The 22,565-nt window shown below is 75.6% G+C and carries 22 protein-coding genes and 1 riboswitch; of the genes, 11 read left to right on the forward strand and 11 right to left on the reverse strand.

Translation table 11 applies throughout. The features are described from left to right. Positions 1 to 90: 90 nt before the first annotated feature. Positions 91 to 873 carry a YrzE family protein gene (locus MA879_RS04305; protein WP_248123799.1) on the forward strand — a complete coding sequence of 261 codons (783 nt, stop codon included), beginning with the start codon at positions 91 to 93 and terminating at the stop codon, positions 871 to 873. 96 nt (positions 874 to 969) lie between these two features. Here the strand turns inward: MA879_RS04305 and MA879_RS04310 are convergent, their stop codons facing one another. The 5 genes from MA879_RS04310 to MA879_RS04330 all read right to left on the reverse strand — a co-directional run bounded on the left by MA879_RS04310 (position 970) and on the right by MA879_RS04330 (position 4,055). After that, a complete protein-coding gene (locus tag MA879_RS04310; protein WP_248123800.1) occupies positions 970 to 1,494 on the reverse strand; it encodes an anti-sigma factor domain-containing protein in 525 nt (174 codons plus the stop codon). A 10-nt stretch (positions 1,495 to 1,504) separates the two neighbouring features. Continuing rightward, positions 1,505 to 1,843, reverse strand: a complete 339-nt coding sequence (locus tag MA879_RS04315) for a hypothetical protein (protein WP_248123801.1) — start codon at positions 1,841 to 1,843, stop codon at positions 1,505 to 1,507. Beyond that, positions 1,836 to 2,378, reverse strand: a complete 543-nt coding sequence (locus MA879_RS04320) for an RNA polymerase sigma factor (protein ID WP_248123803.1) — start codon at positions 2,376 to 2,378, stop codon at positions 1,836 to 1,838. Before MA879_RS04320 ends, MA879_RS04315 begins: the two co-directional genes overlap by 8 nt. An 83-nt stretch (positions 2,379 to 2,461) precedes the next feature. Next, positions 2,462 to 3,244 (reverse strand): class F sortase, encoded by a 783-nt coding sequence (locus MA879_RS04325; RefSeq protein ID WP_248123804.1) that lies wholly within the window; start codon positions 3,242 to 3,244, stop codon positions 2,462 to 2,464. Next, a complete protein-coding gene (locus tag MA879_RS04330; protein WP_248123806.1) occupies positions 3,237 to 4,055 on the reverse strand; it encodes a DUF4397 domain-containing protein in 819 nt (272 codons plus the stop codon). Before MA879_RS04330 ends, MA879_RS04325 begins: the two co-directional genes overlap by 8 nt. 247 nt (positions 4,056 to 4,302) lie before the next feature. Between MA879_RS04330 and MA879_RS04335 the strand changes: the two genes are divergently transcribed. The 3 genes from MA879_RS04335 to MA879_RS04345 all read left to right on the forward strand — a co-directional run bounded on the left by MA879_RS04335 (position 4,303) and on the right by MA879_RS04345 (position 7,491). Beyond that, a complete protein-coding gene (locus MA879_RS04335; protein ID WP_248123808.1) occupies positions 4,303 to 5,115 on the forward strand; it encodes a cyclase family protein in 813 nt (270 codons plus the stop codon). After that, positions 5,112 to 6,929, forward strand: a complete 1,818-nt coding sequence (locus MA879_RS04340; protein WP_248123810.1) for a thiamine pyrophosphate-binding protein — start codon at positions 5,112 to 5,114, stop codon at positions 6,927 to 6,929. The genes MA879_RS04335 and MA879_RS04340 overlap by 4 nt, the downstream gene beginning before the upstream one ends. Positions 6,930 to 7,095: 166 nt before the next feature. Beyond that, positions 7,096 to 7,491, forward strand: coding sequence for a YtxH domain-containing protein (locus MA879_RS04345; RefSeq protein ID WP_248123812.1), 396 nt, complete (start codon positions 7,096 to 7,098; stop codon positions 7,489 to 7,491). A gap of 122 nt (positions 7,492 to 7,613) precedes the next feature. Here the strand turns inward: MA879_RS04345 and MA879_RS04350 are convergent, their stop codons facing one another. The 3 genes from MA879_RS04350 to MA879_RS04360 all read right to left on the reverse strand — a co-directional run bounded on the left by MA879_RS04350 (position 7,614) and on the right by MA879_RS04360 (position 10,660). Then, positions 7,614 to 8,396 (reverse strand): hypothetical protein, encoded by a 783-nt coding sequence (locus tag MA879_RS04350; protein ID WP_248123814.1) that lies wholly within the window; start codon positions 8,394 to 8,396, stop codon positions 7,614 to 7,616. Beyond that, complete coding sequence (locus tag MA879_RS04355; protein ID WP_248123816.1) at positions 8,393 to 9,100, reverse strand: Tat (twin-arginine translocation) pathway signal sequence; 708 nt, start codon at positions 9,098 to 9,100, stop codon at positions 8,393 to 8,395. The genes MA879_RS04350 and MA879_RS04355 overlap by 4 nt, the downstream gene beginning before the upstream one ends. 147 nt (positions 9,101 to 9,247) lie before the next feature. Then, the gene (locus MA879_RS04360; protein ID WP_248123818.1) at positions 9,248 to 10,660 is read right to left on the reverse strand and encodes an LLM class flavin-dependent oxidoreductase; all 1,413 of its coding nucleotides are present in this window, start codon (positions 10,658 to 10,660) and stop codon (positions 9,248 to 9,250) included. Between the two features lie 194 nt (positions 10,661 to 10,854). After that, positions 10,855 to 10,959, forward strand: a riboswitch (SAM riboswitch). Positions 10,960 to 10,971: 12 nt separating this feature from the next. Here MA879_RS04360 and MA879_RS04365 point away from each other — a divergent pair. From MA879_RS04365 to MA879_RS04375, 3 genes are read left to right on the forward strand one after another with little or no spacing between them, the layout of a single operon-like run. Continuing rightward, positions 10,972 to 11,847 carry an ABC transporter ATP-binding protein gene (locus MA879_RS04365; RefSeq protein ID WP_248123820.1) on the forward strand — a complete coding sequence of 292 codons (876 nt, stop codon included), beginning with the start codon at positions 10,972 to 10,974 and terminating at the stop codon, positions 11,845 to 11,847. A 22-nt stretch (positions 11,848 to 11,869) separates the two neighbouring features. After that, positions 11,870 to 12,901 (forward strand): aliphatic sulfonate ABC transporter substrate-binding protein, encoded by a 1,032-nt coding sequence (locus tag MA879_RS04370; protein WP_248123829.1) that lies wholly within the window; start codon positions 11,870 to 11,872, stop codon positions 12,899 to 12,901. Next, positions 12,898 to 13,725, forward strand: coding sequence for an ABC transporter permease (locus MA879_RS04375; protein ID WP_418001211.1), 828 nt, complete (start codon positions 12,898 to 12,900; stop codon positions 13,723 to 13,725). The genes MA879_RS04370 and MA879_RS04375 overlap by 4 nt, the downstream gene beginning before the upstream one ends. A 94-nt stretch (positions 13,726 to 13,819) precedes the next feature. Here the strand turns inward: MA879_RS04375 and MA879_RS04380 are convergent, their stop codons facing one another. Further along, positions 13,820 to 15,076, reverse strand: coding sequence for an acyl-CoA dehydrogenase family protein (locus tag MA879_RS04380; RefSeq protein WP_248123831.1), 1,257 nt, complete (start codon positions 15,074 to 15,076; stop codon positions 13,820 to 13,822). 212 nt (positions 15,077 to 15,288) lie between these two features. On the opposite strand from MA879_RS04380, the gene acs reads away from it, so the two are divergent. Further along, positions 15,289 to 17,460: an acetate--CoA ligase gene (acs, locus tag MA879_RS04385; RefSeq protein WP_248123833.1), complete on the forward strand. Its 2,172-nt coding sequence runs from the start codon at positions 15,289 to 15,291 to the stop codon at positions 17,458 to 17,460. Between the two features lie 236 nt (positions 17,461 to 17,696). On the opposite strand, the gene MA879_RS04390 is transcribed toward acs, so the two are convergent. Next, positions 17,697 to 18,587, reverse strand: coding sequence for a siderophore-interacting protein (locus MA879_RS04390; protein WP_248123835.1), 891 nt, complete (start codon positions 18,585 to 18,587; stop codon positions 17,697 to 17,699). A gap of 197 nt (positions 18,588 to 18,784) precedes the next feature. Between MA879_RS04390 and MA879_RS04395 the strand changes: the two genes are divergently transcribed. The 3 genes from MA879_RS04395 to MA879_RS04405 are packed head-to-tail and all read left to right on the forward strand — an operon-like array spanning position 18,785 to position 21,742. Next, positions 18,785 to 19,336 carry a YceI family protein gene (locus MA879_RS04395; protein WP_248123837.1) on the forward strand — a complete coding sequence of 184 codons (552 nt, stop codon included), beginning with the start codon at positions 18,785 to 18,787 and terminating at the stop codon, positions 19,334 to 19,336. After that, positions 19,333 to 20,823, forward strand: a complete 1,491-nt coding sequence (locus MA879_RS04400; protein WP_248123839.1) for an MDR family MFS transporter — start codon at positions 19,333 to 19,335, stop codon at positions 20,821 to 20,823. The genes MA879_RS04395 and MA879_RS04400 overlap by 4 nt, the downstream gene beginning before the upstream one ends. Positions 20,824 to 20,827: 4 nt before the next feature. Continuing rightward, complete coding sequence (locus MA879_RS04405; protein WP_248123841.1) at positions 20,828 to 21,742, forward strand: EamA family transporter; 915 nt, start codon at positions 20,828 to 20,830, stop codon at positions 21,740 to 21,742. Here MA879_RS04405 and MA879_RS04410 read toward each other — a convergent pair. Then, positions 21,729 to 22,562: a DUF1648 domain-containing protein gene (locus MA879_RS04410; RefSeq protein ID WP_248123842.1), complete on the reverse strand. Its 834-nt coding sequence runs from the start codon at positions 22,560 to 22,562 to the stop codon at positions 21,729 to 21,731. The genes MA879_RS04405 and MA879_RS04410 overlap by 14 nt on opposite strands. Positions 22,563 to 22,565 lie beyond the last annotated feature (3 nt).

Consider the following 22,565-nt stretch of genomic DNA (forward strand, 5'->3'; position numbering starts at 1 on the left):
GCCGGACCCCTCACCTGCGGCAATACGGTCGAAACACCGGGAGGGGCGCTGATCGCGCGCACCTCCGCCACTCGCACCGAGAGGACCACCATGGCCCAGAAGAACCGACCCCGACCCTCCCACGCCGCCCCCCAGCGCGCCGCGGACACCACCCCCGCCCCGGAGCACGGCTCCTCCACCGCCCGCGAGACCGTGGCCGCGCACGACGACGCCGCCCGCGACTCGTGGCTCGGCACCGACCACGGCCACCGCCCTTCGAACATCTCGTGGGGTGCCATCCTCGCCGGCGTCATGACATTCCTCGCCGTGCTCGTCCTGCTGGGCGTGCTCGCCACCGCCCTGGGCCTGAGCGCCGCGAGCGGCGCCGCCGTGGGCATCTGGTCCCTGATCACCCTGGTGCTCGGCCTGGCCGCGGCCGGCTTCGTGGCCGGCGCCCTCGCCGTGCGCGGCGGCCTGCTGCACGGCCTGGTGACGTGGGCGACCTCGCTCATCGGCCTCCTGCTGCTGGTGGGCCTGCTCGGCTCCTCGCTGCTGGGCACCGTCGGCGGCGTGGTGGGCGGCATCGCCGACACCGCGGCCCAGACCACCCAGGTCTCCCCCGAGCAGATCGGCGCCGCCACGCAGGACGCGCAGGCGCAGGTCAGCGAGGAGGACGTCCAGCAGGCGCAGGACCAGGCCCAGCAGGCCGCCGACGAGGCGTCCCGCACCTTCGAGGAGAACCGCGACGAGCTCGCCCAGGGCGCCTGGTGGACCTTCGGCGGCCTGCTCCTCGGCGGCCTCGTGTCCTCCCTCGCCGGCGTGGCCGGCGCGCGTGCGGTGCACCGCCGCGAGACGGAGCTGCGCAGCGGCACCGGCCGTCGCAGCGACGCCTGATCCGCAGCACCACCCTCGGACGGTCCCACCGACCGACCGACGCAGGCCCCGGGGCACCGCCGCGGGGCCTGTCCCGTGTCCGGGCGCCCCGCCGGGTCAGGAGCGGCGGACCATCTCCCCCACCCACAGCGACGTGCCGGAGTGGGTGGGGTCGCCGTCGAAGTGCTCGTGGGACACGTCCACCACGGGGTACTCGGCGAGCCGCACGCCCTCGGGCACCGTCAGCACGGCGTCCTGCGTGGAGACGGTGCCCAGCGAGATCATGCGGCTGGCCGCCTCGTCCCGCAGCCACACCTCGAGGTAGCCGTCCTCGGCGTCCGGCACGGCGGGCACGCGCACCTCGAGCCGCAGCTCCCCGTCCTGCTCGCGGCGCATCTCGGCGCGCGCGAGGGTGCCGTCCTGCACCACCGGGTCCAGCCGCGCGTCGCCGAGGACCTCCTCGGCCGGCGTCGGCTGGGCCACGGGCGCGCCGTCCGCGGCGCCGTCGCGCCCGGACAGGGCCAGGCCCACGCCCAGCCCGCCCACCAGCAGGCCCGCGGCGGCCGCCGCGGCCACCGGCCACCAGCGGGTCCGCCCCTCCCGCGCCGCGCTCCGGGCGGCACGGCGCTCGGCGAGGGGCACCACGACGTCGTCACGCCCCGCCGCGCGGACCGCGGGCTCCGCCGGCGCGGCGTCGGAGCCGAGGCCCGCACCGTCCCCCCCCCGTGCCGTCCAGGTCCGCAGCGATCCGGTCCCACAGGCCCGCGGGCGGGGCGAGGAGCGCGGGGGCCGGGGCGTCCAGGGCGGCCAGGACGCGCAGCGTGCCGCGCACCTCCTTCAGGGAGCGCGAATCGAGACCGGCCGCGACGTCGTCGGGCACGGGGGCGGGGCCGCCGAGGCCGGCGGCGGCGTGCTCCCGATGCAGGCGCACGGCGAGGTCGGCCGCCGGGTCTTCGCCCGGGCGATCGTGGGTCACGGACAGCTCAGACACCGGACACCTCCAGACTCCTCCTCAGCGCGGCCAGGCCGCGGTGCACGTGGGACTTGACGGTGCCGAGCGGCAGGGACAGCCGCTCGGCGATGTGCGGGTAGGGCAGGTCCTCCAGGAATGCCAGCCGCAGGACCTCGTCCTGGGGTGGGCCGAGCCGGTCGAGGGCCTGCCGGACCACCAGGGACGCCACCGCGGACTCGCTCACCGGGTCCCCCGCGGCGTCCTCGCGGGGCAGGCGGCCGGCCTCGGCCTCCACGGTGCGGACCTGGCGGGTCCGTGCGGCGCCGACGTCGGCGACGACCCGGCGGGTGATGCCGGTGAGCCAGCCGCCGAGGGGTCGGGACGGGTCGTAGGTCGCCCGCGAGCGCCAGGCGCGGGTGAAGACCTGCTGGGCGGCGTCCTCGGCGTCCTCGCGGTGCCGCAGCGCCGTCACACACAGGGAGAACACGAGCGTGCCGTGCCGGTCGTAGGCCTCCCGCATCGCCTCGGGGTCCCCGGCCGCGAAGCGTCGGCCGAGGTCGTCGTCGTGGTCCACGGGTCCTTCCCTCCCCTTCCGGTCCGCACCGGACGGGCGGCGTCCGCCCGGCGGGGGCTCCGGGCGTCCGTCCAGCGTAGCGCTCACCCCTCGGCGGGGACCGCGGTCACCAGGATGTTGTCCGTGTAGTGCCCCGTGGCCTCGTCCCATTCGCCGCCGCACGTGATCAGGGTCAGCACCGGGGCGCCGTCGCGGCGGAAGTGCGGGGCGAAGTCGAGCCCCGCCTTGCCGAGGGCGGTCACCGAGGTGACCACGTGCCGACGCTCGACGCCCTCGGCGTCCACCACCGTCACCTCGTCCCCCACCGCGGCCTCGCGCAGCCCGTAGAGCCGTCCCACGGGGTTGCGCGGGGAGCCGGAGTGGGAGGCGATCACGGCGGAGCCGACGGCATCCCCGGGGGCGGGGCCGTAGCGGTACCAGCCGGCCACGTCCGGGTCGTCAGGCAGCTCCATGCCCCCGTCCGGGAGCACGCCGGTGGGCGCCACCTCCATGTCCGTACCGATGGCCGGGTAGACGAGCCGGACGGGCGCGGCGGCCTGACGCGCGGGTGTGTCCGCCGCAGGACGGACGGGCACGGGGCGGCGGCTCGGCGCCGAGGCCGCCGGCGACGACGACCCCTCAGCCGATACCCGGGCCGGACGCGACCGTCCCGGGTCCGGGTCCGGCGTCGTCGCGGAGGACGGACCGGCCGCGGCCGACGGGGCCGCGGGCGCCCCCGGCACCCCGGGCGCGCCCGCACCGACGGTGACGCCGTCGGCAGGGCCGCAGCCGGAGGAGGCCAGCAGGGCGGCCGCCGCCGCCACCAGCGCGGGGGCACCCCCCGCCCGGCGGTGACGGCGGCCGCGCAGTCCGGGGATGTCAGGCACGGGCCGCCCGGAGACGGACCGTGGCCCACGCGCCCGCGGCGAGGGCCGCGAGAGCGGCGCCACCGGCGGCCAGCAGACCGGCGGAGGGGCCGGCCGGGGCGACGTCGACGTCGGCGGACACGGCGGAGGGCGCCGTGTGCTCGGCCTCGACGGTCTGGGTGGCGAGCGCCAGGGTGCCGTCCGCGGCGGAGCCCCACGCGTAGGCGATCGTGGTGACGCCCTCGGCGACCTCGACGTCGGCGGGGCCCAGCACGGGCTCGGTGGTGCCGGCCACGGAGATCGCGGCGGGGACGGTGCCCGCGGGGATCTCGAGGGAGGCCTCGTCCGGGTTCTCCAGGCCCGGCACCACGACCTCCTCGCCGGCCCACACGTCCACGGCGGGGGCGGCGGCGATGTGGCGCACGGTCAGGCGGCCCTCACCGGCGGCCAGCGCGTCGGTGTCGTTCTCGAACGCGGTGACGGTGGGGGCGCCGTCGGCGTCCAGGTGGGCGGCGGCGGTGTAGTCGCCGCCCTCGGCGAGGGTGAGCTCGACCGGGCCCAGCACCGGGGCGGCGTCGTCCTCGGCATCGGCCGCGGTGATCGCCACCTCGTAGTCGCCGGCGGGCAGCTCGAGCGGACCGGCCAGCTCGCCCGGCGCGAAGTCGTCGAGGGTCAGCTCGCCGTCCACGTACACGTCCACGGTCAGGTCGGGCACGCCGTGCAGGACGGACAGGCTGGCGCCGTCCTCGTGGTCCATGGCGGCGGCGGACAGGGGGGCCGCCACGGCCAGGCCGACGGCGGCGGTCACGGCGGCGGGAAGGGTCTTGCGCATGGGAGTGGTCCTCTTCGTCGTCGCCCCGGAGGGCGGGTCGGATGCGGCACGGGATGTGCTCACACCAGGACTACCGGCCTGGAGGCGGTCCGGTTGCAGGTCGGGGAAAAATCTCTCCACGCCCTCCTCCGAGGTGTGCCCCGCGGCCCTCCGTCACCCGGCGACCCGTCCTCGGGGCCCGCCCCTGCGCCCGTCACCGCACGACTCCGGGCGAGCCGGGCCACGTCCCCCGCACTAGGCTCCCGGCATGGCAGACCCCGCACGTACCGCATCCCCCCTGGCCGAGTTCGCCGCCGCCCTGGCGAGCGGCGCCGTGGAGGTCGTGGACCTCACCAACCCACTCTCGGCGGACACGCCCATGCTGTCCCTGCCCGAGCCGTTCGTGAACCTGCACGACTTCGAGCTGCAGCCCGTGGCCGCGTTCGACGACCGCGCCCCGCTGTGGGCGCACAACGACTTCCGCATGGGCGAGCACGTCGGGACCCACGTGGACGCCCCGCGCCACTGGATCTCCGGACGCGGCGGCGACTCCGTGGCGGACCTGCCGCCGGAGCGCCTGGTGGGCCCCGCCGTCGTGATGGACTTCAGCGCGGAGGCGACGGCGGACCCGGACTGGTGCCTGGACGTCGAGGACGTGGAGGCCTGGGAGGCCGAGCACGGTCCGATCCCGGAGAACGGGTGGGTGCTGCTGCGCACCGGCTGGGACCGGCACGCCCAGGACCGCGAGGCGTTCCTCAACGCGGACGAGACCGGCTCCCACACCCCCGGCATCACCGCCCGCTGCGCGGAGCTCCTGGCCACGCGGCGTCCGCTGTCCGGGTTCGGGGTGGAGACCGTGGGGATCGACGCGGGCATGGCCGGCACGTTCGACCCCCCGTTCCCCGCGCACTTCCACTTCATGGGCAACGACACGTACGGCGTCACCTCCCTGCAGAACCTTGACCGGCTCCCGGCGACCGGCGCGGTGGTCGTGGTGGCGCCCCTGCCGATCGTGGACGGCACCGGCGCCCCCGCCCGCGTGCTCGCGCTCGTGGAGCGCCCGTCCGGGGCCGTCGCATGACGGGCCCCGCCACGCCCTCGTCCCCGACGACGCCGCCCGCGGCCTCCGCCCGGACGGTCGCCGAGGCCGTGGCGCAGGTCCTGGCCCCGGAGCTGGGGCACGTGTTCGGGGTGGTGGGATCCGGCAACTTCCACCTGACGAACGCCCTGGCCGCGGCGGGGGTGCCGTTCACGGCGGCCCGGCACGAGGGCGGGGCGGCCACCATGGCGGACGCGTTCGCGCGCGTCAGCGGGCGGGTGGCCGCGGTGTCCGTGCACCAGGGGTGCGGGTACACGAACGCGCTCACGGGGATCGGCGAGGCCGCCAAGTCCGCCACCGGCCTGCTCGTGCTCGCGGCGGACACCCCCGCCGGGGCGGTCGGCTCGAACTTCGACGTGGACCAGGACGCCCTGGCCCGGGCGGTCGGCGCGCAGGCTCACCGGATCACCTCCGCCCGGACCGCCGAGGCCGAGGCCCGCGCCGCCCTGGCGGCGGCCGCCGCGGGCGCCGCCGTCGTGCTGTCCCTGCCGATCGACGTCCAGGCCGAGCCCGCCCCCTCCCCCACTGCGCCTCCGCTCGCGGAACCGTCGCATGCGGGTCCGGCGGAGGGGGCCGAGACGACGCCTCCGCGCACGACGACGCACGCCCCGCGGCCCATGCCCCCGCAGGACGCGGCCCAGGACGCCGCCGTCACCGCCGTCGCCGCGGTGCTCGCGCACGCCCGCCGCCCCGTGATCCTGGCCGGGCGCGGCGCCCGCCATGCCGGGGACGAGCTGGTCCACCTGGCCGAGCGCAGCGGCGCCCTGCTGGCCACCTCCGCGGTGGCCCACGGGCTGTTCGAGGGCCACCCGTGGAGCCTCGGGATCTCCGGGGGCTTCTCCACCCCCACGGCGGCGGAGCTGATCGCGGGAGCGGACGCCGTCGTCGCCTTCGGGTGCGCCCTGAACGACTGGACCACCCGCCACGGGCGGCTGATCGGCCCGGACGCGGTGCTGATCCAGGTGGACCGCGACCCGGCGGCGATCGGCCGGCACCGCCCCGTGACGCACGCCGTGGTGGGCGACGCCGCCGCCGTCGCCCGGGCCGTGGTGGACTCGCTCGAGATCGAGGGCGAGGCCGCCGCCACCCCCACCGCCCACCGCACCGAGGAGGTGCGGGCGCGCCTGGCCGCCCGCGGCCGCTGGAACGACGAGCCGCTGGCCGAGCACGGCGGGGACCTGGGCACGCCAGGCCCCGCGGGGCGGATCGACCCCCGCGTGCTCAGCGACGCCCTGGACCGGATGCTCCCGGCGCAGCGGACCGTGGCCGTGGACTCGGGCAACTTCATGGGCTATCCGGCCCAGTGGCTGCGCGTGCCGGACGAGCACGGGTTCGTGTTCACGCAGGCCTTCCAGGCGGTCGGCCTGGGCCTGGCGACGGCGGTGGGCGCGGCCCTGGCCCGTCCGGACCGCCTGCCCGTGCTCGGCGCGGGGGACGGCGGCTTCCTGATGGGCGTCTCCGAGCTGGAGACCGCGGTCCGTCTGGGCCTGCCGCTGCTGGCCGTGGTCTACGACGACGCCGCGTACGGCGCCGAGGTCCACCACTTCGGCCCCGACGCGGACCTCGCCGCGGTCACCTTCCCGCACACGGACCTGGCCGCGCTGGGCCGCGGGTTCGGGGCAGAGGCGCTCACCGTGCGCGCGGTGGAGGACCTCGCCTTCGTGGCGGACTGGCTGGAGCGGGCATGGGACGCCGACGCCGGCCGGGCCCGACCCGGGGCGGTCCCGCTCGTGCTGGACGCCAGGATCGCCTCCGACGGCGGCGCCTGGTGGCTGCAGGAGGCGTTCGGGCACTGACCCGCCCGCACCTCCGGGGCCGCCGACCCGCGTCCCGGGCGCGTCATCATGCGCCCCGGGTGTTGACGCGGCGGCGCCCGGCGGCGAAGGTGGACCTGACGGCGCCGAACGGGCGCCCCGTGCCCGGCCCCTGCGGCCGGGTCGCCACGACCCAGAAGGAGACATCATGCGTTGGTTCACCCTCGCCGTCGGCGCCGCCGCCGGCTACCTGCTCGGCAGCGCCGAAGGCCGCCAGAACCTGCAGAAGATGACCCAGAACGCCCAGACGCTCTGGAACGATCCGAAGACCCAGGAAAAGGTCGGCCAGGCCAAGGAGAACGCCCGGGCCGTCGCCTCCGACGCCAAGGACAAGACCCAGGAGAAGGCCGCCGAGGTGAAGGCCAAGGCGGACGAGAAGAAGGAGTCCGACGTGACCGAGAACGACGTGATGAAGAACCAGAAGGACGAGACCACCGTCTCGAACAACGAGAACGTCCCGGCCGCGAACGCCACCGGCGCCGACCCGGACATCATCTCGGACCCCTCCACCGCGCTCGGCGACGAGGGCCCCGCGCACGCCTGATCAGACCTGCACCGGTCCAGCGCCTGAGCGCCGGCCCCGCACGACGACGGCGCCCCGCCTCCTTCCGGAGGCGGGGCGCCGTCGTGTGTCCCACCCGGGCTCCACGGGGCCCGGGCGGGCGCTCAGCCGGCCGGAGCGGGCTCCGGGGCCGCAGGCGGGGCGGCGATCTCGTCCGCCGCGGGCACCTCGACGGGCTCCACGGCGTCCCAGTCGGAGAACGTCACGGTGCCCTCGGTGCCGGGGGACACGGTCTCCACCGTGAGCAGGGCGCCGTCGTCCTCGGCCACCGTGAACGCCTTCAGGCGGGTGGTGGCGTCCCCGGCTCCGGCGGCGGGCTGCTCGAGCACGTAGCGGACGGCGTCCTCACCGCTGCGGCGGAGGCCGTCGGCCTCCACGGCGGCGCCCTCCAGGCCGCCGGCGGCGGGCACGCCCGCGAGCAGCCCGTCCACCACGGCGCGCATGCTCAGGCCCTGGGCCGCCGGGGCCTCCTGCCACTTCTGGGCGTACTCGGGGCGCTCCGGGCCGGCGACGCCGCCGCGCTCCTCCACCGCGAACCGGTGGTACTGCTTCCCGCCCACCACGCGGGTCTCGTCCCGGGCGGTGTGCTGCCCGGCGCGGAACTCGCCGGTGTAGAGCAGGTCCCCGCCGTCCACGGCACCGGCCACCTCGGTGGCGTCCGGGACGCCCATCCCGCCGCCGGCCACACCGGCGTCGGTGCTGACCTCGGTGGTCATGCGGACGGACTGGGCGCCCTCGAGCTGGGCGCGGGCGCGGTCCCACGCGCCGGAGGCGTCCTCACCGGAGGCGCCGCACGCGGTCAGGGCCAGGGCGGCGCCGAGCCCGAGCACGGCCGCGGGCACGGCGCGACGGATGGGGACGCGGGGGCTGCGGTCGGGGCGCATCACTGCTCCACCTCCTCCGGCACCTCGGCCGGGTCGATCTGGTTCCAGTCGGTCAGCGTGAGCTCCTGGATCTGCGTCCCGTCCTCCACGCGCAGGCCCACGAGCGAGCCGTCCTCGTCCACCGTGAAGGCGCGCACGGTGAACGTGTCGCCCTCCTGGCGGGCGGCCTCGGCAGCCTGGATGGGCACTTGGTAGCGGTGGGCGGTCCCGCCGGACCACTCGACCTCCTCGGGCTGCACGTCGGCGCCGGCGAGGGCGTCCGTGGCGGGCAGGGCGACGGCGTCGAGGGTCCCTCCGATCGGGCTCCCCTGGGACGGGGGGGCCGTCTCGCGCCACCCCTCCGTGTGGTATTGCGCGGCCACCTGCGCCGGCACGTCCTGGCCCTGCGTGGTGATGCGCGCGTAGGAGCGGCCGTCCACGGTGCGGGTGTCCACGGTCATCCAGGAGTCCTCACCCACGAGCATGGAGGCCTCCGTGGTGCCGTCCGTGCCCTCGAGCGGTCCGGCGAGGTCCCACGTGATCACCCGGGGCGTCTGCGAGCCGTCGGTGCTCACGAAGGACATCCGGACGGACTCCGCGCCGTCGATCTGGGCGCGGGCCTGCTCCCAGGCCTCGCCGGCGGCGGGCGGCTGACTCGCGCACCCGGCGAGGGCGAGGGCCCCCAGGGCCCCCAGCCCGGCCGCGTGGACGGCACGTCTGCGCTGCATGTTCTCCTCCTGACAGGCGGGACGGCGGTCGACCCGCCGCGGTGCTGGGCCTCACCCTACCCAGCGCGCATGGACGCGGCCTGCCCGACGACGGCGCCCGGCCCCTCGCGCGGAGGGGCTGGGCGCCGTCGTCGTCGAGAGGGCCGGTCAGCCCTGCCGGCGGCGCAGGGCGAAGGATGCGCCGTGGTGGTTCTGCGGCAGGTGGTCGCCGCGGCCGAAGAGCTTATGGCGCAGCGTGCCGTCCGTGTACGCGGTCTTGTAGCGGCCGAGCTCCTGCAGCTCCGGCACCACGAACTCCACGACATCCTCGAAGGTGCCCGGGGTGATGTGGTAGGCGAGGTTGAAGCCGTCCACGTCGGTCTCGTCGGCCCACTCGACGAGCTGGCGGGCCGCGGACTCGCCGCCGCCCACGATCACGGGGCCGAAGCCGCCGATGCCCACCCACTCGGCGAGCTTGCGCACGGTCCACTCCTCGTCCGTCCCGGAGGCCTTCTGGAAGGTCTCCACGGTGGACTGGATCGCGTTCGACTTCACGTCCCCGATCGGCTCGTCCAGGTCGTACTGGGACAGGTCGATGCCCATCCAGCCGGACATGAGCACGAGCGCGCCCTCGGCGTCCACGTACTGCGCCAGGTCCTCGAACTTGGCCTGTGCGGCCTCGTCCGTGGGGCCGGTGACGATCGTCTGCATCGCGAAGATCTTGACGTCGTACGGATCACGGCCGGCGTCCACGAGCGCCTGGCGGATCTTCTTCACGGTGGCGGCCGCCAGCTCCTTCGTGGGGGAGTTGATGAACACGGCCTCGGCGTGCCTGCCGGCGAAGGCGCGGCCGCGCGTCGAGGCGCCGGCCTGGTAGATCACGGGGGTGCGCTGCGCGGACGGCTCGGTCACGGCGTGGCCGGGGACACGGAAGTAGCGGCCCTCGTGGGCGATGTCGTGGACCTTGGCCGGGTCCGCGAACACGCCGGACTCCTTGTCGTAGACGACGGCGTCGTCCTCCCACGAGCCCTCGAGCAGCTTGTAGACGACGTCGAGGTACTCGTCGGCGTGGTCGTAGCGCTCGTCGTGCTCCATCTGGTCGTCCTGGCCCATGTTCTGGGCGGCGGAGGGCAGGTAGCCGGTGACCACGTTCCAGCCCACGCGGCCGCCCGTGAGGTGGTCGAGCGTGGCGAGGCGGCGGGCGAACGGGTAGGGGTGCTCGTAGGCGGTGCCGGCGGTGACGCCGAAGCCGAGGTGCTCGGTGACCGCGGCCATCGCGGAGACGAGCAGGAACGGGTCGTTCACGGGGGTCTGCGCGCCGGTCCTGATGGCGGCCTCGGAGTCGCCGCCGTACACGGAGTACGGGCCCAGGACGTCGGCGATGAACAGGCCGTCGAACAGGCCCTGCTCCAGCACCTTCGCCAGATGCGTCCAGTAGCCCAGGGTGTTGTAGTCCCGGGCGCGGTCGTCCGGGTGGCGCCACAGGCCCGGGGACTGGTGGGCCACGCAGTTCATGTCGAACGCGTTGAAGAGGATCTCGCGGCCCGTGCGGCCCTGGGTCTGCTCGGTCTCGGTGCTCATGCGTCCAGTCAAACGGGCAGGGGCCGTGGGATCCCAGGCGTGTAACGCGATCGGCCGCCACGGCCGCGACACCGGCCCCGCCGGTGCCATGCAACGGGTCCGGCCGCCCCGGTGTGACGCGGCGTTGCGGCGGAGGCCGACGCCCCGGGCCCGGGTTTCCCGACCGGACGCGTCGGGTGCTGGGATGGGCCGCGTATCCATCCAGAACGGCTGAGAGACCTGGCTCTGCGACGCCGTGGCAACCCGACCCGGTCCCGAGGGACCGGTGCACGGGTGCCCCCGCCAGCGACCGATGGGAGAGCAGCACCCTCATGCCTGCGCACACCGCCACCGCCGCGCTGGAGCCCCCGGCTCCCGCACCCCGGCCCGTCACCGGCACGACGCCGGCCGAGCGGCACAGCCTCGACGTCGCCCTCCAGGGGGTGGGCCGTTCCTTCACCACCGCAGAGGGTCCGCGCACCGTGCTCCGGGACGTCACCCTGACGGTGTCCCCCGGCGAGGTGCTGGCGGTCATCGGCGCCTCCGGCTGCGGCAAGTCCACGCTGCTGCGCGCCGTCGGAGGGCTGGACACCGCCTTCGACGGCCGGGTGCTGATCGGCGGCTCCCCCGTGCTCCCCTACGACGAGCGCACCGCCGTCGGCTTCCAGGAGCCCCGACTGCTGCCCTGGCGCACGATCCGCCGCAACGTGGAGCTGGGCCTGCCGCGCGGGCTGGACCGCGCCGAGGGCCGCGAGCGCGTCCACCACCTGCTCGAGCTCGTGGGCCTGGCCCCGTTCGCGGACCACCGGCCGCGCGAGGTCTCCGGCGGGATGGCGCAGCGGACGTCCCTGGCCCGTGCGCTGGCGCGCCGCCCCGGCGTCCTCCTGCTCGACGAGCCGTTCGGGGCGCTCGACGCCCTCACCCGGCTGAGGATGCAGGACCTGCTCCTGGACGTGCATGCCGCCACGGGGACGACGGTCCTGCTGGTGACCCACGACGTCGAGGAGGCCCTGCAGCTGGCCGACCGGGTCCTGCTGCTCTCCCGTCCCCGGCCGGTCCCCGGCGGGCCGGACCCCGCCCCCGGGGCCACCGTGGGACGGATCGTCGACGTCCCGGGCCCGCGTCCGCGGGACCGCGCCGACGCCGGCCTGGCCCGCCTGCGGAGCGACCTGCTCGAGGGACTCGGCGTCGAGTCCCACTCCCACTGACCCACCCGTGAAAGGCACCCCCATGCGCACCCCTCGCCCCGTCCTCCGGTTCGCCGGCCTGCTCGCCGCCTCCACCCTCGCCCTGACCGCCTGCGCCGGAGAGGACGCCGGGTCCTCCGAGGGCTCGGGCACGGCCGGAGCGGCCGGGGGGAGCTCCCCCGAGACCCTCTCCATCGACTTCGCGACCTACAACCCCCTCTCCCTGGTCATCAAGGACCAGGGATGGCTCGAGGAGGAGCTCGCCGACGACGGCGTCACGGTGGAGTGGGTGCAGTCGGCCGGATCGAACAAGGCCAACGAGGCCCTGCGGTCGGGCGCGATCGACGTCGGCTCCACCGCCGGGTCGGCCGCCCTGCTCAATCGGGCCAACGGAGCCCCGATCAAGACCATCGTCGTCGCGAACCGGCCCGAGTGGGCGGCCCTGCTGACCGGCCCGGAGTCCGGGATCGCCTCCGTCGAGCAGCTCGAGGGACGGTCCGTGGCCGCGACGAAGGGCACGGACCCCTACTTCTTCCTCATCCAGGCCCTCGAGGGGGCCGGGGTCGACCCGTCCTCGGTCACGGTGCAGAACCTCCAGCACGCGGACGGCCGCGCCGCGCTGGAGAACGGCTCGGTGGACGCCTGGGCCGGACTGGATCCGATCATGGCCGCCGCCGAGGCGGAGGGGGCGCGGTTCGTGCACCGCGACCCGGGCCTGAACAGCTACAGCGTCGTCAACGCCACGGAGGACTTCCTCGAGGAGAGCCCTAAGCTGGCGCAGGTCGTCGCCGACACCTATGAGCGTGCCCGCCAGTGGGCCCAGGAGCACCCGGAGGAGACGACCCGGATCCTGGCCGAGGTGGCCGGGCTCGAGGAGTCCGTCGCCACCACCGTCATCGAGGAGCGGACCAACCTGGACGTCTTCCCCGTGCCGGGCGACGAGCAGCGCCGGGTGCTGGCCGACATCGGCCCGATCTTCGTCGACACGGGCGATGTCCCCGATCAGGAGCAGGTCGACGAGGCGCTCGAGACCCTCTTCGATCCGTCCTTCGCCGAGAAGGCCGAGTCGAAGTGAGCACGTCCACGACCGTCGGCGCCCCCGAGACGACGCCGCCCCCCGCGGGCGCGTCCCGTCAGGAGACGCTGTCCCGACCGGGAGTGCGCGCCGCCGTCGGACTCGCGGTCCCGGTCCTGCTCCTGCTGGCATGGTGGTCCGCCACCGCGGCCGGCGCCTTCTCGGCGGTGCAGCTGCCCTCCCCGCAGGCGGTCGTGCGGGCCGGGGTCGACCTGGCCGAACGCGGCGATCTGTGGACCCACATCGGGATCTCGACGCAGCGCGTGCTGCTCGGATTCGCGATCGGCGCGGTCCTCGGCCTGGCTGTGGGATCGGCCCTGGGACTGTCCCGATGGGCGGACGCGTTGCTGGCGCCGCTGATCGGAGCGCTGCGCGCCGTGCCGTCCCTCGCCTGGGTCCCCCTGCTGATCCTGTGGATGCAGATCGGCGAGGACTCGAAGGTCACCCTGATCGCGATCGGCGCGTTCTTCCCCGTGTTCACCACCGTCCACGCCGCCCTGCGCCACGTGGACCCGCACCTGGTGGAGGCCGGTCGGGCCTTCGGCTACCACGGGCTGTCCCTGCTGCGGACAGTGCAGCTGCCCGCCGTGGTGCCGGCCGTGTTCTCCGGCCTGCGGCTGGCCCTGGCCCAGGCCTGGCTGTTCCTGGTGGCCGCGGAGCTGATCGCCTCCTCCATGGGGCTGGGCTTCCTGCTCACGGATTCGCAGAACAACGGCCGGACGGACCGGCTGATCCTAGCGATCATCCTGCTGGCGGTGCTCGGGAAGGTGTCCGACTGGGTGCTCGGCCTCGTGGAGCGCGGGGCGCTGCGCCGCTGGGGCTGAGCCCGGCACGTCCGGCGAAACGCGGGTTGAGTTATCGCGGGTCGAGAGCGTCTGTACCCGCGACAACTCAACCCGCGTTGCTGAGGCAGGGCGGTCAGTCCCCCTCGGGGGCCTCGCCGGCCGACGTGTAGGCGGTCGGCGGGGTGCCGTTCACGAGCCAGTCGCCGGCCATGCGCACCTTGAACGCCGCCGGATCGTGGGTGGCGAGGGTGCGGGCGTTGCGCCAGTGCCGGTCGAGGCGCAGCGTGGCCGACGTCGCCGACGCGCCGAGCGTGTCGAAGATGCGGGTGCACACCTCGAGGACGGCCTCCGGCACCACGGCCTGGGCCCGGTACGCGGCCGCCATCGCCTCGGCGGACGCCGCCGCGACGTCGGCCTCCGCCGGGCCGGCCCCGTGGGCGCCGTCCTCCCCCTCGTCGAGCAGACGCCCGACCTCGCGCACCATCAGCTCGGCCGCGGCCTGCCGCCCGGCCAGCTGCCCCATGATCTCGAGGAGCTGCGGGTCGTCCTTGGGCAGCGCGGCCGTGCCGGTGTTGAAGGTGCGGCGCCGCTTCCGCAGCAGCTGCGTGCCCTCCGTGAGCGCCGCACGGCCGATCCCGGCCTGCAGCGCCAGCAGGGTCGCCTCCATGAGCACGGGCACCGGTCCGTCCTGCCGCGGCACCTCCAGCAGCTCCTCGGCCGCGGCGTCGTCGAGCACCACGGACCCGGTGGCGGTCAGGCGCTGGCCGAACCCGTCCCAGTCGTCCTTGATGCCCACGCGCGGCTGACGCACGCGCACGACGGCGACGGCCCGGTCCGGCTCGCGGACCGCGCCCCCGGCCCGCTTGGAGTTCCGGCGGGAGACGAGGTCCGCCCCCTCGATGCCCACGGTCGCGGCGGTCCACGTGGCGAAGGCCGAGCCGGTCGCGTAGTACTTCTGCCCCCGCACGACCCAGGTGCCGCCCTCGTCCCGGCTGGCCAGGGTGGCGGCACGGCCCGGCGCAGCCCCTCCGGCGCGTTCGGCCAGGGCGGAGCCGGCCCAGTCCCCCGCGACGATGTGCCGCAGCCACCGGTCCCGACGGGCGGGCGCCTGGTCCATGGCCGTGGCGATGAACACGAGGTGGGAGCGCCAGACGTGCGCGGTGTTCACATCCCGGGCGGCCAGGTCCATGAGCAGGCGCAGCACGGTCTCGCTGCCGCCGCCCTCGCCGCCCGCGTCCACGGGGACGCCGACCTTGCCGAACCCGGCGGCCTGCAGCTCCCCGAGGGCGGCGAACGGCAGGTGCCGGCCCGCCTCGCGGGCCCGCTCGCCGTGGGCGACGGAGTCGAAGGCGTCGGCGTACCGGGCGGCGAGGGTGGCGTAGGTGGTCATGGACCTACTCTGACACGTGCGGGCGGCCCGGCGGCCGGGGCGCCCCGGCCGTGGGACGGGGTCCACACCGGCCGCCGTCGCCCTGGCCCGCGCCGGGCGCCCGCGGGGGTCCCGGCGGGCCGAGCATGACCGCCGGTGACGACGGCGGGCGCGGCGCCGTCGTCGGCGTCCCTAGCCTGGTCGGACCCGCCGACCAGGAGGAACCGCCGCCCATGACGCCCACCGAGGACCCCGCCCGCCCCGACCCGGCCGAGGAGGGCGCCTCCGGGGCCGTCCGCGGCCCGAACGACGGCGTGCCCGCCGCGGCCCTCGCCACGCTGCCCGGACCGCTGCCGCAACACCTGGTGGACGCCGCGGACCCGGACGTCCACCCGGGACGACCGGCGGGCCGGGTCCACGGCGGCCGCGGGGACGGCCGCCCGGTGGCCGAGGAGGGCCGCCTGGCGTTCTGGGAAGCGGTGGGCCGACGTCTGAGCTGGGAGCGTCCCTTCACCCGGACGCGCTCCCTCACCGCCCCGGACCCGGCCGCCGAGCGCGGCCCGGAGATCCGCTGGTACGAGGACGGCACCCTGAACGTGGCCGTGAACTGCGTGGACCGGCACGTGGCGGCGGGGCGCGGGGAGAAGGTCGCCCTGTACTTCGAGGGCGAGCCCGGCGACCGCCGCGCCGTCACCTACGCGCAGCTGCAGCGCGAGGTCTCCCAGGCCGCGAACGCCCTCGAGGAGCTGGGCATCGAGGCGGGCGACCGCGTCGTCGTGTACCTGCCCGTGCTCGTGGAGACGATCGTCATCGCGCTGGCGTGCGCGCGGATCGGCGCCGTGCACTCGCTCGTGTTCGGCGGGTTCTCGGCGGAGGCGCTGCGGTTCCGCGTCGAGGACACGGGTGCCAAGCTGCTCGTCACCACCGACGGCCAGTTCCGCCGCGGCACCGCCGTCCCCGTGAAGGCCAACGCGGACGAGGCCGTGTCGGGGGACAACGTGATCGAGCACGTCCTCGTCCTGGACCGCACGGGCCACCGGGACATCCCGTGGACCGAGGGCCGAGACCTGTGGTGGCACGACGTCGTGGACCGCCAACCCACCACGCACGCGGCGCCGGCGTTCGACGCCGAGCACCCTCTGTTCATCATGTACACCTCCGGCACCACGGGGCAGCCCAAGGGCCTCGTGCACACCTCCGCCGGGTACCTCGCGGCCGCCTCCTGGACGCACGACCTCCTGTTCTCGAACCCCGACGTGTCCCGGCGGGGGAAGGACGTGCACTGGTGCACCGCGGACCTGGCCTGGGTCACCGCGCACACCTACGAGATCTACGGTCCGCTCTCGAACGGGGTCACGCAGGTGATCTACGAGGGCGTGCCGAACGCCCCGCACCCGGGCCGGCACTTCGAGGTGATCGAGCGGTACGGGGTGACCAGCTACTACACGGCGCCCACGCTGATCCGCTCGCTGATGGGCTGGCACCCGGACGGCATCCCCGCCACCGCGGACGGCGGTCCCGACCTCTCCTCGATCCGCCTGATCGGCACGGTGGGCGAGGCCGTCAACCCGGAGGCGTGGACGTGGGCCCGCACGCAGATCGGCCGCGACGCCCTGGGCCCGGAGGATCCGCGCGACGGCTCGGCGGGCGTGCCCATGGTGGACACGTGGTGGCAGTCGGAGACCGGCTCCACCGTGATCTCCCCGCGCCCCACGGACACGGTGTTCAAGCCCGGCTGCGGCTCCCGACCCCTGCCGGGCCTGGACGTGGCCGTGGTGGACGACGACGGCGCGCCCGTCCCCGCGGATGTCCAAGGCAGGATCGTGGTCACCCGCACGTCGCCGTCGATGGCCCGCACCGTGTGGGGAAACCCGGCGCGCTTCTTCCACTCCTATTGGGAGGACTACGCGGAGCAGGGCTGGTTCCTGGCCGGCGACGGCGCCAAGCGGGACGCGGACGGGGACGTGTGGATCCTCGGGCGCATCGACGACGTCATCAACATCTCCGGGCACCGGCTGTCCACCATCGAGATCGAGTCCGCGCTCGTCTCCCACCCCGAGGTGATCGAGGCCGGCGTGTGCCCGGTGCCGGACCCGAGGACCGGGCACGCCGCCGTCGCCTTCGTGGTGGCCCACGCCCGCTGGGCGGCCGGCGACGACGCCGCCTCCGCCGCCGAGCGGGCCCAGGAGCTGCGGGCGCACGTGGGCCGCGTGATCGGCCCGGTGGCCAAGCCGGCCGAGGTGGTGTTCGTCCCCGACGTGCCGAAGACCCGCTCCGGCAAGATCATGCGCCGCCTGCTCACGCAGCTGCACCGGGGCAGCCCCCTCGGCGACACCACGAGCCTGCAGAACGAACCGTGCATCGCGCAGATCGCCGAGGTCATGGCCGCCCGCCGCGCCTCCTGACCCCCGCCCCCCGCTTTCGTTCGGGAAACGGCACTTCCCCGAGCGTTTTCGTTCGGAAAGCCGCGCCTCCCCACGCATCTCGTGCGGGAGACGGTGCCCGCCGACGGGCGCCCGCATCTCCGCCTGGAAGGTGTCCTCGGCGCCGTCACCGGCAGCGCCCGTTTCCCGAACGACAGCGTTCCAGCGGGTGCCGTTCCCCGAACGACGACGTTCTCGAGCGCGCTTCTTCGGTTCGCTCAGCCCCCGGTGGCGCCGTCGTCGAAGATCTGCCCGACGGGTGTGCGCTTCTCCGCCTGGAACGCGTCCTCGGCGCGACCGTGCGCCCAGTACGCGGAGACCGAGAGCGCCCGGCGGTCGACCCCCTGCACATCCGTCAGGTGCGCCCGCGCCCGCTTGACCTGCTCGCGCTCGCCGTGGACGAACACCTGGACGCGGCCGTCCCGCCACTCGACGTCCTCGACGGCGGCCGCGAACCGGGACGTCTCCGGGGTGAACGGGCCGCCGCGGTGCAGCCAGCGCACCTGGACCCCGGCCGGGGCCGTCAGGTCCAGCTCCTCCTCGGGGCCCGCCACCTCCACCAGCGCGACACCGACCGCGCCCGGGGCGGTCGCGGCCAGGTCCTCGAGGGCCGCCGCGATCGCCGGGAGCGCGGACTCGTCCCCGGCCAGCAGGTGCCAGTCCGCCGCCGGGTCCGGGCGGTACATGCCGCCGGGGCCCAGGAACGCCACCCGGTCCCCCACCGGCAGGGACGCGGCCCACGGACCGGCGAGGCCGGCGTCGTCGTCGCCCGCCTCCCCGTGGACCACGAAGTCCACGTCCACCGTGCCCGCCGCCGCGTCCACGGAGCGCACCGTGTAGGTGCGGGTCACGGGCATCTGCTCGGGGGCGTGGCGCTCGCGGAGGGCGTCCATGTCGTAGGGCGGCTCGAGCCCGAGCGCGGGGTCCGCGAACAGCAGCTTCAGGTACTGGTCCGTGGCGCCCTTCTCCGCCCAGCGGGCGTGGAAGGCCGCGATCCCCTCCCCGCCGAGTGTGAGCCGCACCAGGTGCGGGGTGAGACGGCGCGCCGCCTGCACGGTGAGCACGGTCTGCGGGCGGGGTGGGCGGTCGGGGGCGACAGGACGGGACATGCGGGCCTCCTGGCGGTGGGTGCGGGCCGGTCGTCGGCCCACTCTGTCACGACGGCGTCGGGTCGGCTCCCGGCGGCCGTCGGCCCGGCACGGCCCCGGGACCCGTCCCAGGGCGTCCAGTAGCATCGGGGGAGCCGTGCCGGCGCCGGCCCCTGCCGGATCCCCGGCGCCCCCGCCCGCGATCCCCGGAGGAACCCATGACGTCACTGGCCGAGCTCGCCGGAACGTGGACCCTGGATCCGGAGCACACCCGCATCGGCTTCTCGGCCCGCCACGCGATGGTGACGAAGGTGCGCGGGGCGTTCAACGACGTCGCCGGCACCCTGGTCATCGACCCCCGGGGCCTCGAGCACTCCCACGTGAGCGTCACGGCCACGGCGGAGAGCATCGACACCCGCAACGAGAACCGGGACGAGCACCTGCGCTCCCGCGACTTCTTCGACGTCGCCACGTATCCGGGCATCACGTTCCGCTCCACCTCGATCGTGGAGCGCGGGGACTGGAGCTTCCTGGTGGTCGGGGACCTCACGCTGCGCGGGGTCGCCCACGAGGTGATCGTGCCGCTCGAGCTGGTGGGCGTGGACGTGGACCCGTTCGGCCTCACCCGCGCGGGCCTCGAGGGCTCGCGCCGCGTGGACCGCCGGCAGTGGGGCCTCGAGTGGAACACCCCCCTGGACTCCGGCGGCGTCCTGATCTCCGAGCGCATCACCCTGGAGTTCGAGCTCTCCCTGATCCGCGACGCCGCGTGAGCCGCGCCTCCGACGCCGACCGCACCCCGTCCGGCCCCCTCCTCGACCCGCCCAGGCCCCCGGGCACCGGACGCCTGCTGTTCCTCCTGGTGGCCGCCGCGTTCGTGGTGATCCTGAACGAGACCATCATGTCCGTGGCCCTGCCCACGCTCATGGCGGAGTTCGCCGTCACGGCCGCCACCGCCCAGTGGCTGACCACCGGGTTCATGCTCACCATGGCGGTGGTCATCCCGTTCACGGGCTGGCTGCTGACCCGGCTGCCGCTGCGGGCCGTGTTCGTGCTCGCGATGTCCGCGTTCCTGGCGGGCACCGTCCTGGCGGGTCTGGCGCCCGTGTTCCCCCTGCTGATCGCGGGCCGCGTGGTGCAGGCCACGGGCACCGCGCTGATGATGCCGCTGCTGATGACCACCGTGATGACCGTGGTCCCGTTGGCCCGGCGCGGCACCACCATGGGCCTGATCTCCGTGGTCATCTCCGTGGCCCCGGCCGCGGGGCCCACCGTGGGCGGGGTGATCCTCGAGCACCTCACCTGGCGGTGGATGTTCGGCGCCGTCGCCCCGATCGCCCTCGCCGCCCTCGTGGCGGGCTCGGTGTGGGTGCGCGACGTGACGGAGCGGCGCCGGGTGCCCCTCGACGTCGTCTCCGGCCTGCTCTCCGCCGCCGGGTTCGCCGCCCTCGTGTTCGGGCTGTCCTCGATCGGGGAGGCCGCAGCGGGCCATGCGCCCGCGCCACCCGCCCTGCCGATCGCCGTGGGCGCGGCGCTGCTGGCGGTGTTCGCGGTCCGCCAGCTGCGCCTGGGCGACGCCGCCCTGCTGGACCTGCGCGTCCTCGCCCGCCCCGGGTACACCGTGCCCCTGGCGGTGCTCCTCGTGGGGATGATGGCCTTGTTCGGCACGCTGATCCTGCTGCCCATCTACCTGCAGTCCGTCCTCGGCTGGGATGCCCAGGCCACGGGCCTGGCGCTGCTGCCCGGCGGCCTGGTGATGGCCGCCCTGGGCTACCTCGCCGGCCGCGCCTACGACCGCGTGGGCCCCCGGCCCCTCGTGCTCCCCGGCGCCGCGCTGGCCGCGGCCGCCCTGTGGGGCTACGCGCTCCTCCTGGATCCGACGACGACGGCCGGCCTGGTGACGGCGCTGCACGTCACCCTGTCCGCGGGGCTGGCCCTGCTGTTCGGCCCGCTGATGACCTCCGCGCTGGGCGCCCTCGACCGCCCCCAGTACCCGCACGGCTCCGCGCTGCTCTCCACCCTCCAGCAGGTGGCCGCCGCCACGGGCACCGCCGTGTTCATCACCCTGCTCACCGTGGGCACCGCCGCCGGCCTGGACGCAGGGGTCGGGCGGAGCGAGGCCACCATGCGGGGCGTGCACACCGCGTTCCTGACCGGCGCCGCGATCTTCCTCGTGGCCGCGGCCGGCACGCTGCGAGTGCGCAGGCCCGCGGCGCCGGACGCCCCGGCGCACGCCCCGGACACCCCCGCAGCGGGCTGAGGCCGTGCCCCTGGTCCTGCTCGTCCTCGTCTCCCTGCTGAGCCAGCAGCTGGGCGCCTCGGTGGCGGGCCTGCTCTTCGACGACGTCGGCTCGGCCGGCATGGTCGCGCTGCGCATCGTCTTCTCCGCCGCGGTCCTGCTCGCCGTCACCCGGCCCTCGCGTGCCACGCTGGCCGGGCTCGGCCGGCCCGGGTGGGCCGCCGTCGTCGGGCTCGGGGCCGCGATGACCGGCATGAACCTGATGATCTACGAGGCGTTCGCGCGCATCCCGCAGGGCGTGGCGGTGACGTTCGAGGTGCTCGGCCCGCTCGCGCTGTCCGTGCTGGCCCGGCCGTCCTGGCGTTCGGGGCTGTGGGCGGCGATCGCCCTGGCCGGGATCGCGGTGCTCGGGCGGGACGGGTTCTCCTCGGCGAGCGGGATCGACGCCGCCGGCCTGGATCCCGTGGGGGTGGCGCTCGCCCTGGGGGCGGCGGCGTGCTGGGCCGGGTACATCGTGCTGTCCCGACGCGCGGGCGCCCACCTGCCCGGTGTGCAGGGGCTGGCCCTGGCGGCGGCGGCGGGGTCGCTGCTGGCGGTGCCCGTGGGCGCGGGGACGGCCGGGTCTGCCCTGCTGGACCCCGTGGTGCTGGCGGTGGGTCTGGCCGTGGCGCTGCTGTCCACGGCCGTGCCGTACGGGATCGAGATGCAGGTGCTGCGGCGCATGCCCACCGCGCTGTTCTCCCTGCTGACCTGCCTGTCCCCGGTGGCCGCGGCCCTGACCGCATGGGCCGTGCGCGGTCAGGAGCTCGGCGCGCCGGACCTGGCGGGGATGGCCCTGGTGATCGCCGCGTGCGCCGCCGCCGTGTGGACCGGCCGCGAACGCCCGGTCCGGGGCGCGGGTTCCGGGCCGGGCGGCCGCAACGCGCTCAGCGGGCGCTGAAGGCCGCGATCCAGAGGACGGCCGGGAGGGCCACACCGGTCAGCCCCACGAAGACGAGCACGAGGGCCTGTCCGCCGCGGGAGCCCACGTTCACGGTGGTGCCGACACCGTAGCCGGGGCGCTTGGGCACCATGACGCGGGCGTCCTCGGGGTCCTTCATCAGGCCCGCCGCGGTCCAGCGGGCGTCCTCGGCCTCCTCTTCGGCGGTGGGGCGCACACCGGTCTCCGCGGCCCGCGCGCGCATGACCCGCTGCTGCCATGCGATGATCGGGCCCATGGCCAGCAGCGTGCCACCCAGGACGAGGGTGGCGCACAGGGGCATGACCCACCACGGCAGGGCGCCGTCCCCCCCGCCGAGCACGGAGAGGGTGGTCGGGACCGTGAGCAAGGAGACCAGGAGCATCACCACGCCCACCAGCACCGTGGTGCCGCGCGCGGTCCCCTCGGTCTGGAAGCGCCGCCATGGGTTCGGCTCGGCCGGGCCGTGTGCGCCGGCGGCGGTCGGCTGCCCCGCACCCATGCGGACCAGCGGGATGGTCAGGGCCATGACCGCGCACGTGCCGAGGGCGATGAGCGGGCCCAGCGCGAGCGAGCCGAGCGAGGTGTCCTCCCACGCGTCGGGGCGGCCGTCCGCGCCCCAGTGCGTGGGGATCCGGTCCGGCAGGCCGGGCAGGGCGAGCCAGGCGGCCACGATCAGGCCGAGGTTGAGCAGGGCCGCGGCCAGCAGCGGCAGCCAGGAGCGGCCACGACCGGCGCGGAGGGCGTCGTCATAGGCGTACGACGGCGCGGGTGTGGGCGAGGGTGCGGTGTCGTGAGTCACATC

This window comes from Micrococcus lacusdianchii, from assembly GCF_023155805.1.
Classification (GTDB): domain Bacteria; phylum Actinomycetota; class Actinomycetes; order Actinomycetales; family Micrococcaceae; genus Micrococcus; species Micrococcus lacusdianchii.

What these genes read in the sequence shown, in the direction of transcription:
- MA879_RS04305 (WP_248123799.1), top strand. Translation starts at nt 91, where the DNA reads ATGGCCCAGAAGAACCGACCCCGACCCTCCCACGCCGCCCCCCAGCGC.
- MA879_RS04330 (WP_248123806.1), bottom strand. Translation starts at nt 4,055, where the DNA reads ATGCGCAAGACCCTTCCCGCCGCCGTGACCGCCGCCGTCGGCCTGGCC.
- MA879_RS04335 (WP_248123808.1), top strand. Translation starts at nt 4,303, where the DNA reads ATGGCAGACCCCGCACGTACCGCATCCCCCCTGGCCGAGTTCGCCGCC.
- MA879_RS04340 (WP_248123810.1), top strand. Translation starts at nt 5,112, where the DNA reads ATGACGGGCCCCGCCACGCCCTCGTCCCCGACGACGCCGCCCGCGGCC.
- MA879_RS04345 (WP_248123812.1), top strand. Translation starts at nt 7,096, where the DNA reads ATGCGTTGGTTCACCCTCGCCGTCGGCGCCGCCGCCGGCTACCTGCTC.
- MA879_RS04355 (WP_248123816.1), bottom strand. Translation starts at nt 9,100, where the DNA reads ATGCAGCGCAGACGTGCCGTCCACGCGGCCGGGCTGGGGGCCCTGGGG.
- MA879_RS04360 (WP_248123818.1), bottom strand. Translation starts at nt 10,660, where the DNA reads ATGAGCACCGAGACCGAGCAGACCCAGGGCCGCACGGGCCGCGAGATC.
- MA879_RS04365 (WP_248123820.1), top strand. Translation starts at nt 10,972, where the DNA reads ATGCCTGCGCACACCGCCACCGCCGCGCTGGAGCCCCCGGCTCCCGCA.
- MA879_RS04370 (WP_248123829.1), top strand. Translation starts at nt 11,870, where the DNA reads ATGCGCACCCCTCGCCCCGTCCTCCGGTTCGCCGGCCTGCTCGCCGCC.
- MA879_RS04380 (WP_248123831.1), bottom strand. Translation starts at nt 15,076, where the DNA reads ATGACCACCTACGCCACCCTCGCCGCCCGGTACGCCGACGCCTTCGAC.
- acs (WP_248123833.1), top strand. Translation starts at nt 15,289, where the DNA reads ATGACGCCCACCGAGGACCCCGCCCGCCCCGACCCGGCCGAGGAGGGC.
- MA879_RS04390 (WP_248123835.1), bottom strand. Translation starts at nt 18,587, where the DNA reads ATGTCCCGTCCTGTCGCCCCCGACCGCCCACCCCGCCCGCAGACCGTG.
- MA879_RS04395 (WP_248123837.1), top strand. Translation starts at nt 18,785, where the DNA reads ATGACGTCACTGGCCGAGCTCGCCGGAACGTGGACCCTGGATCCGGAG.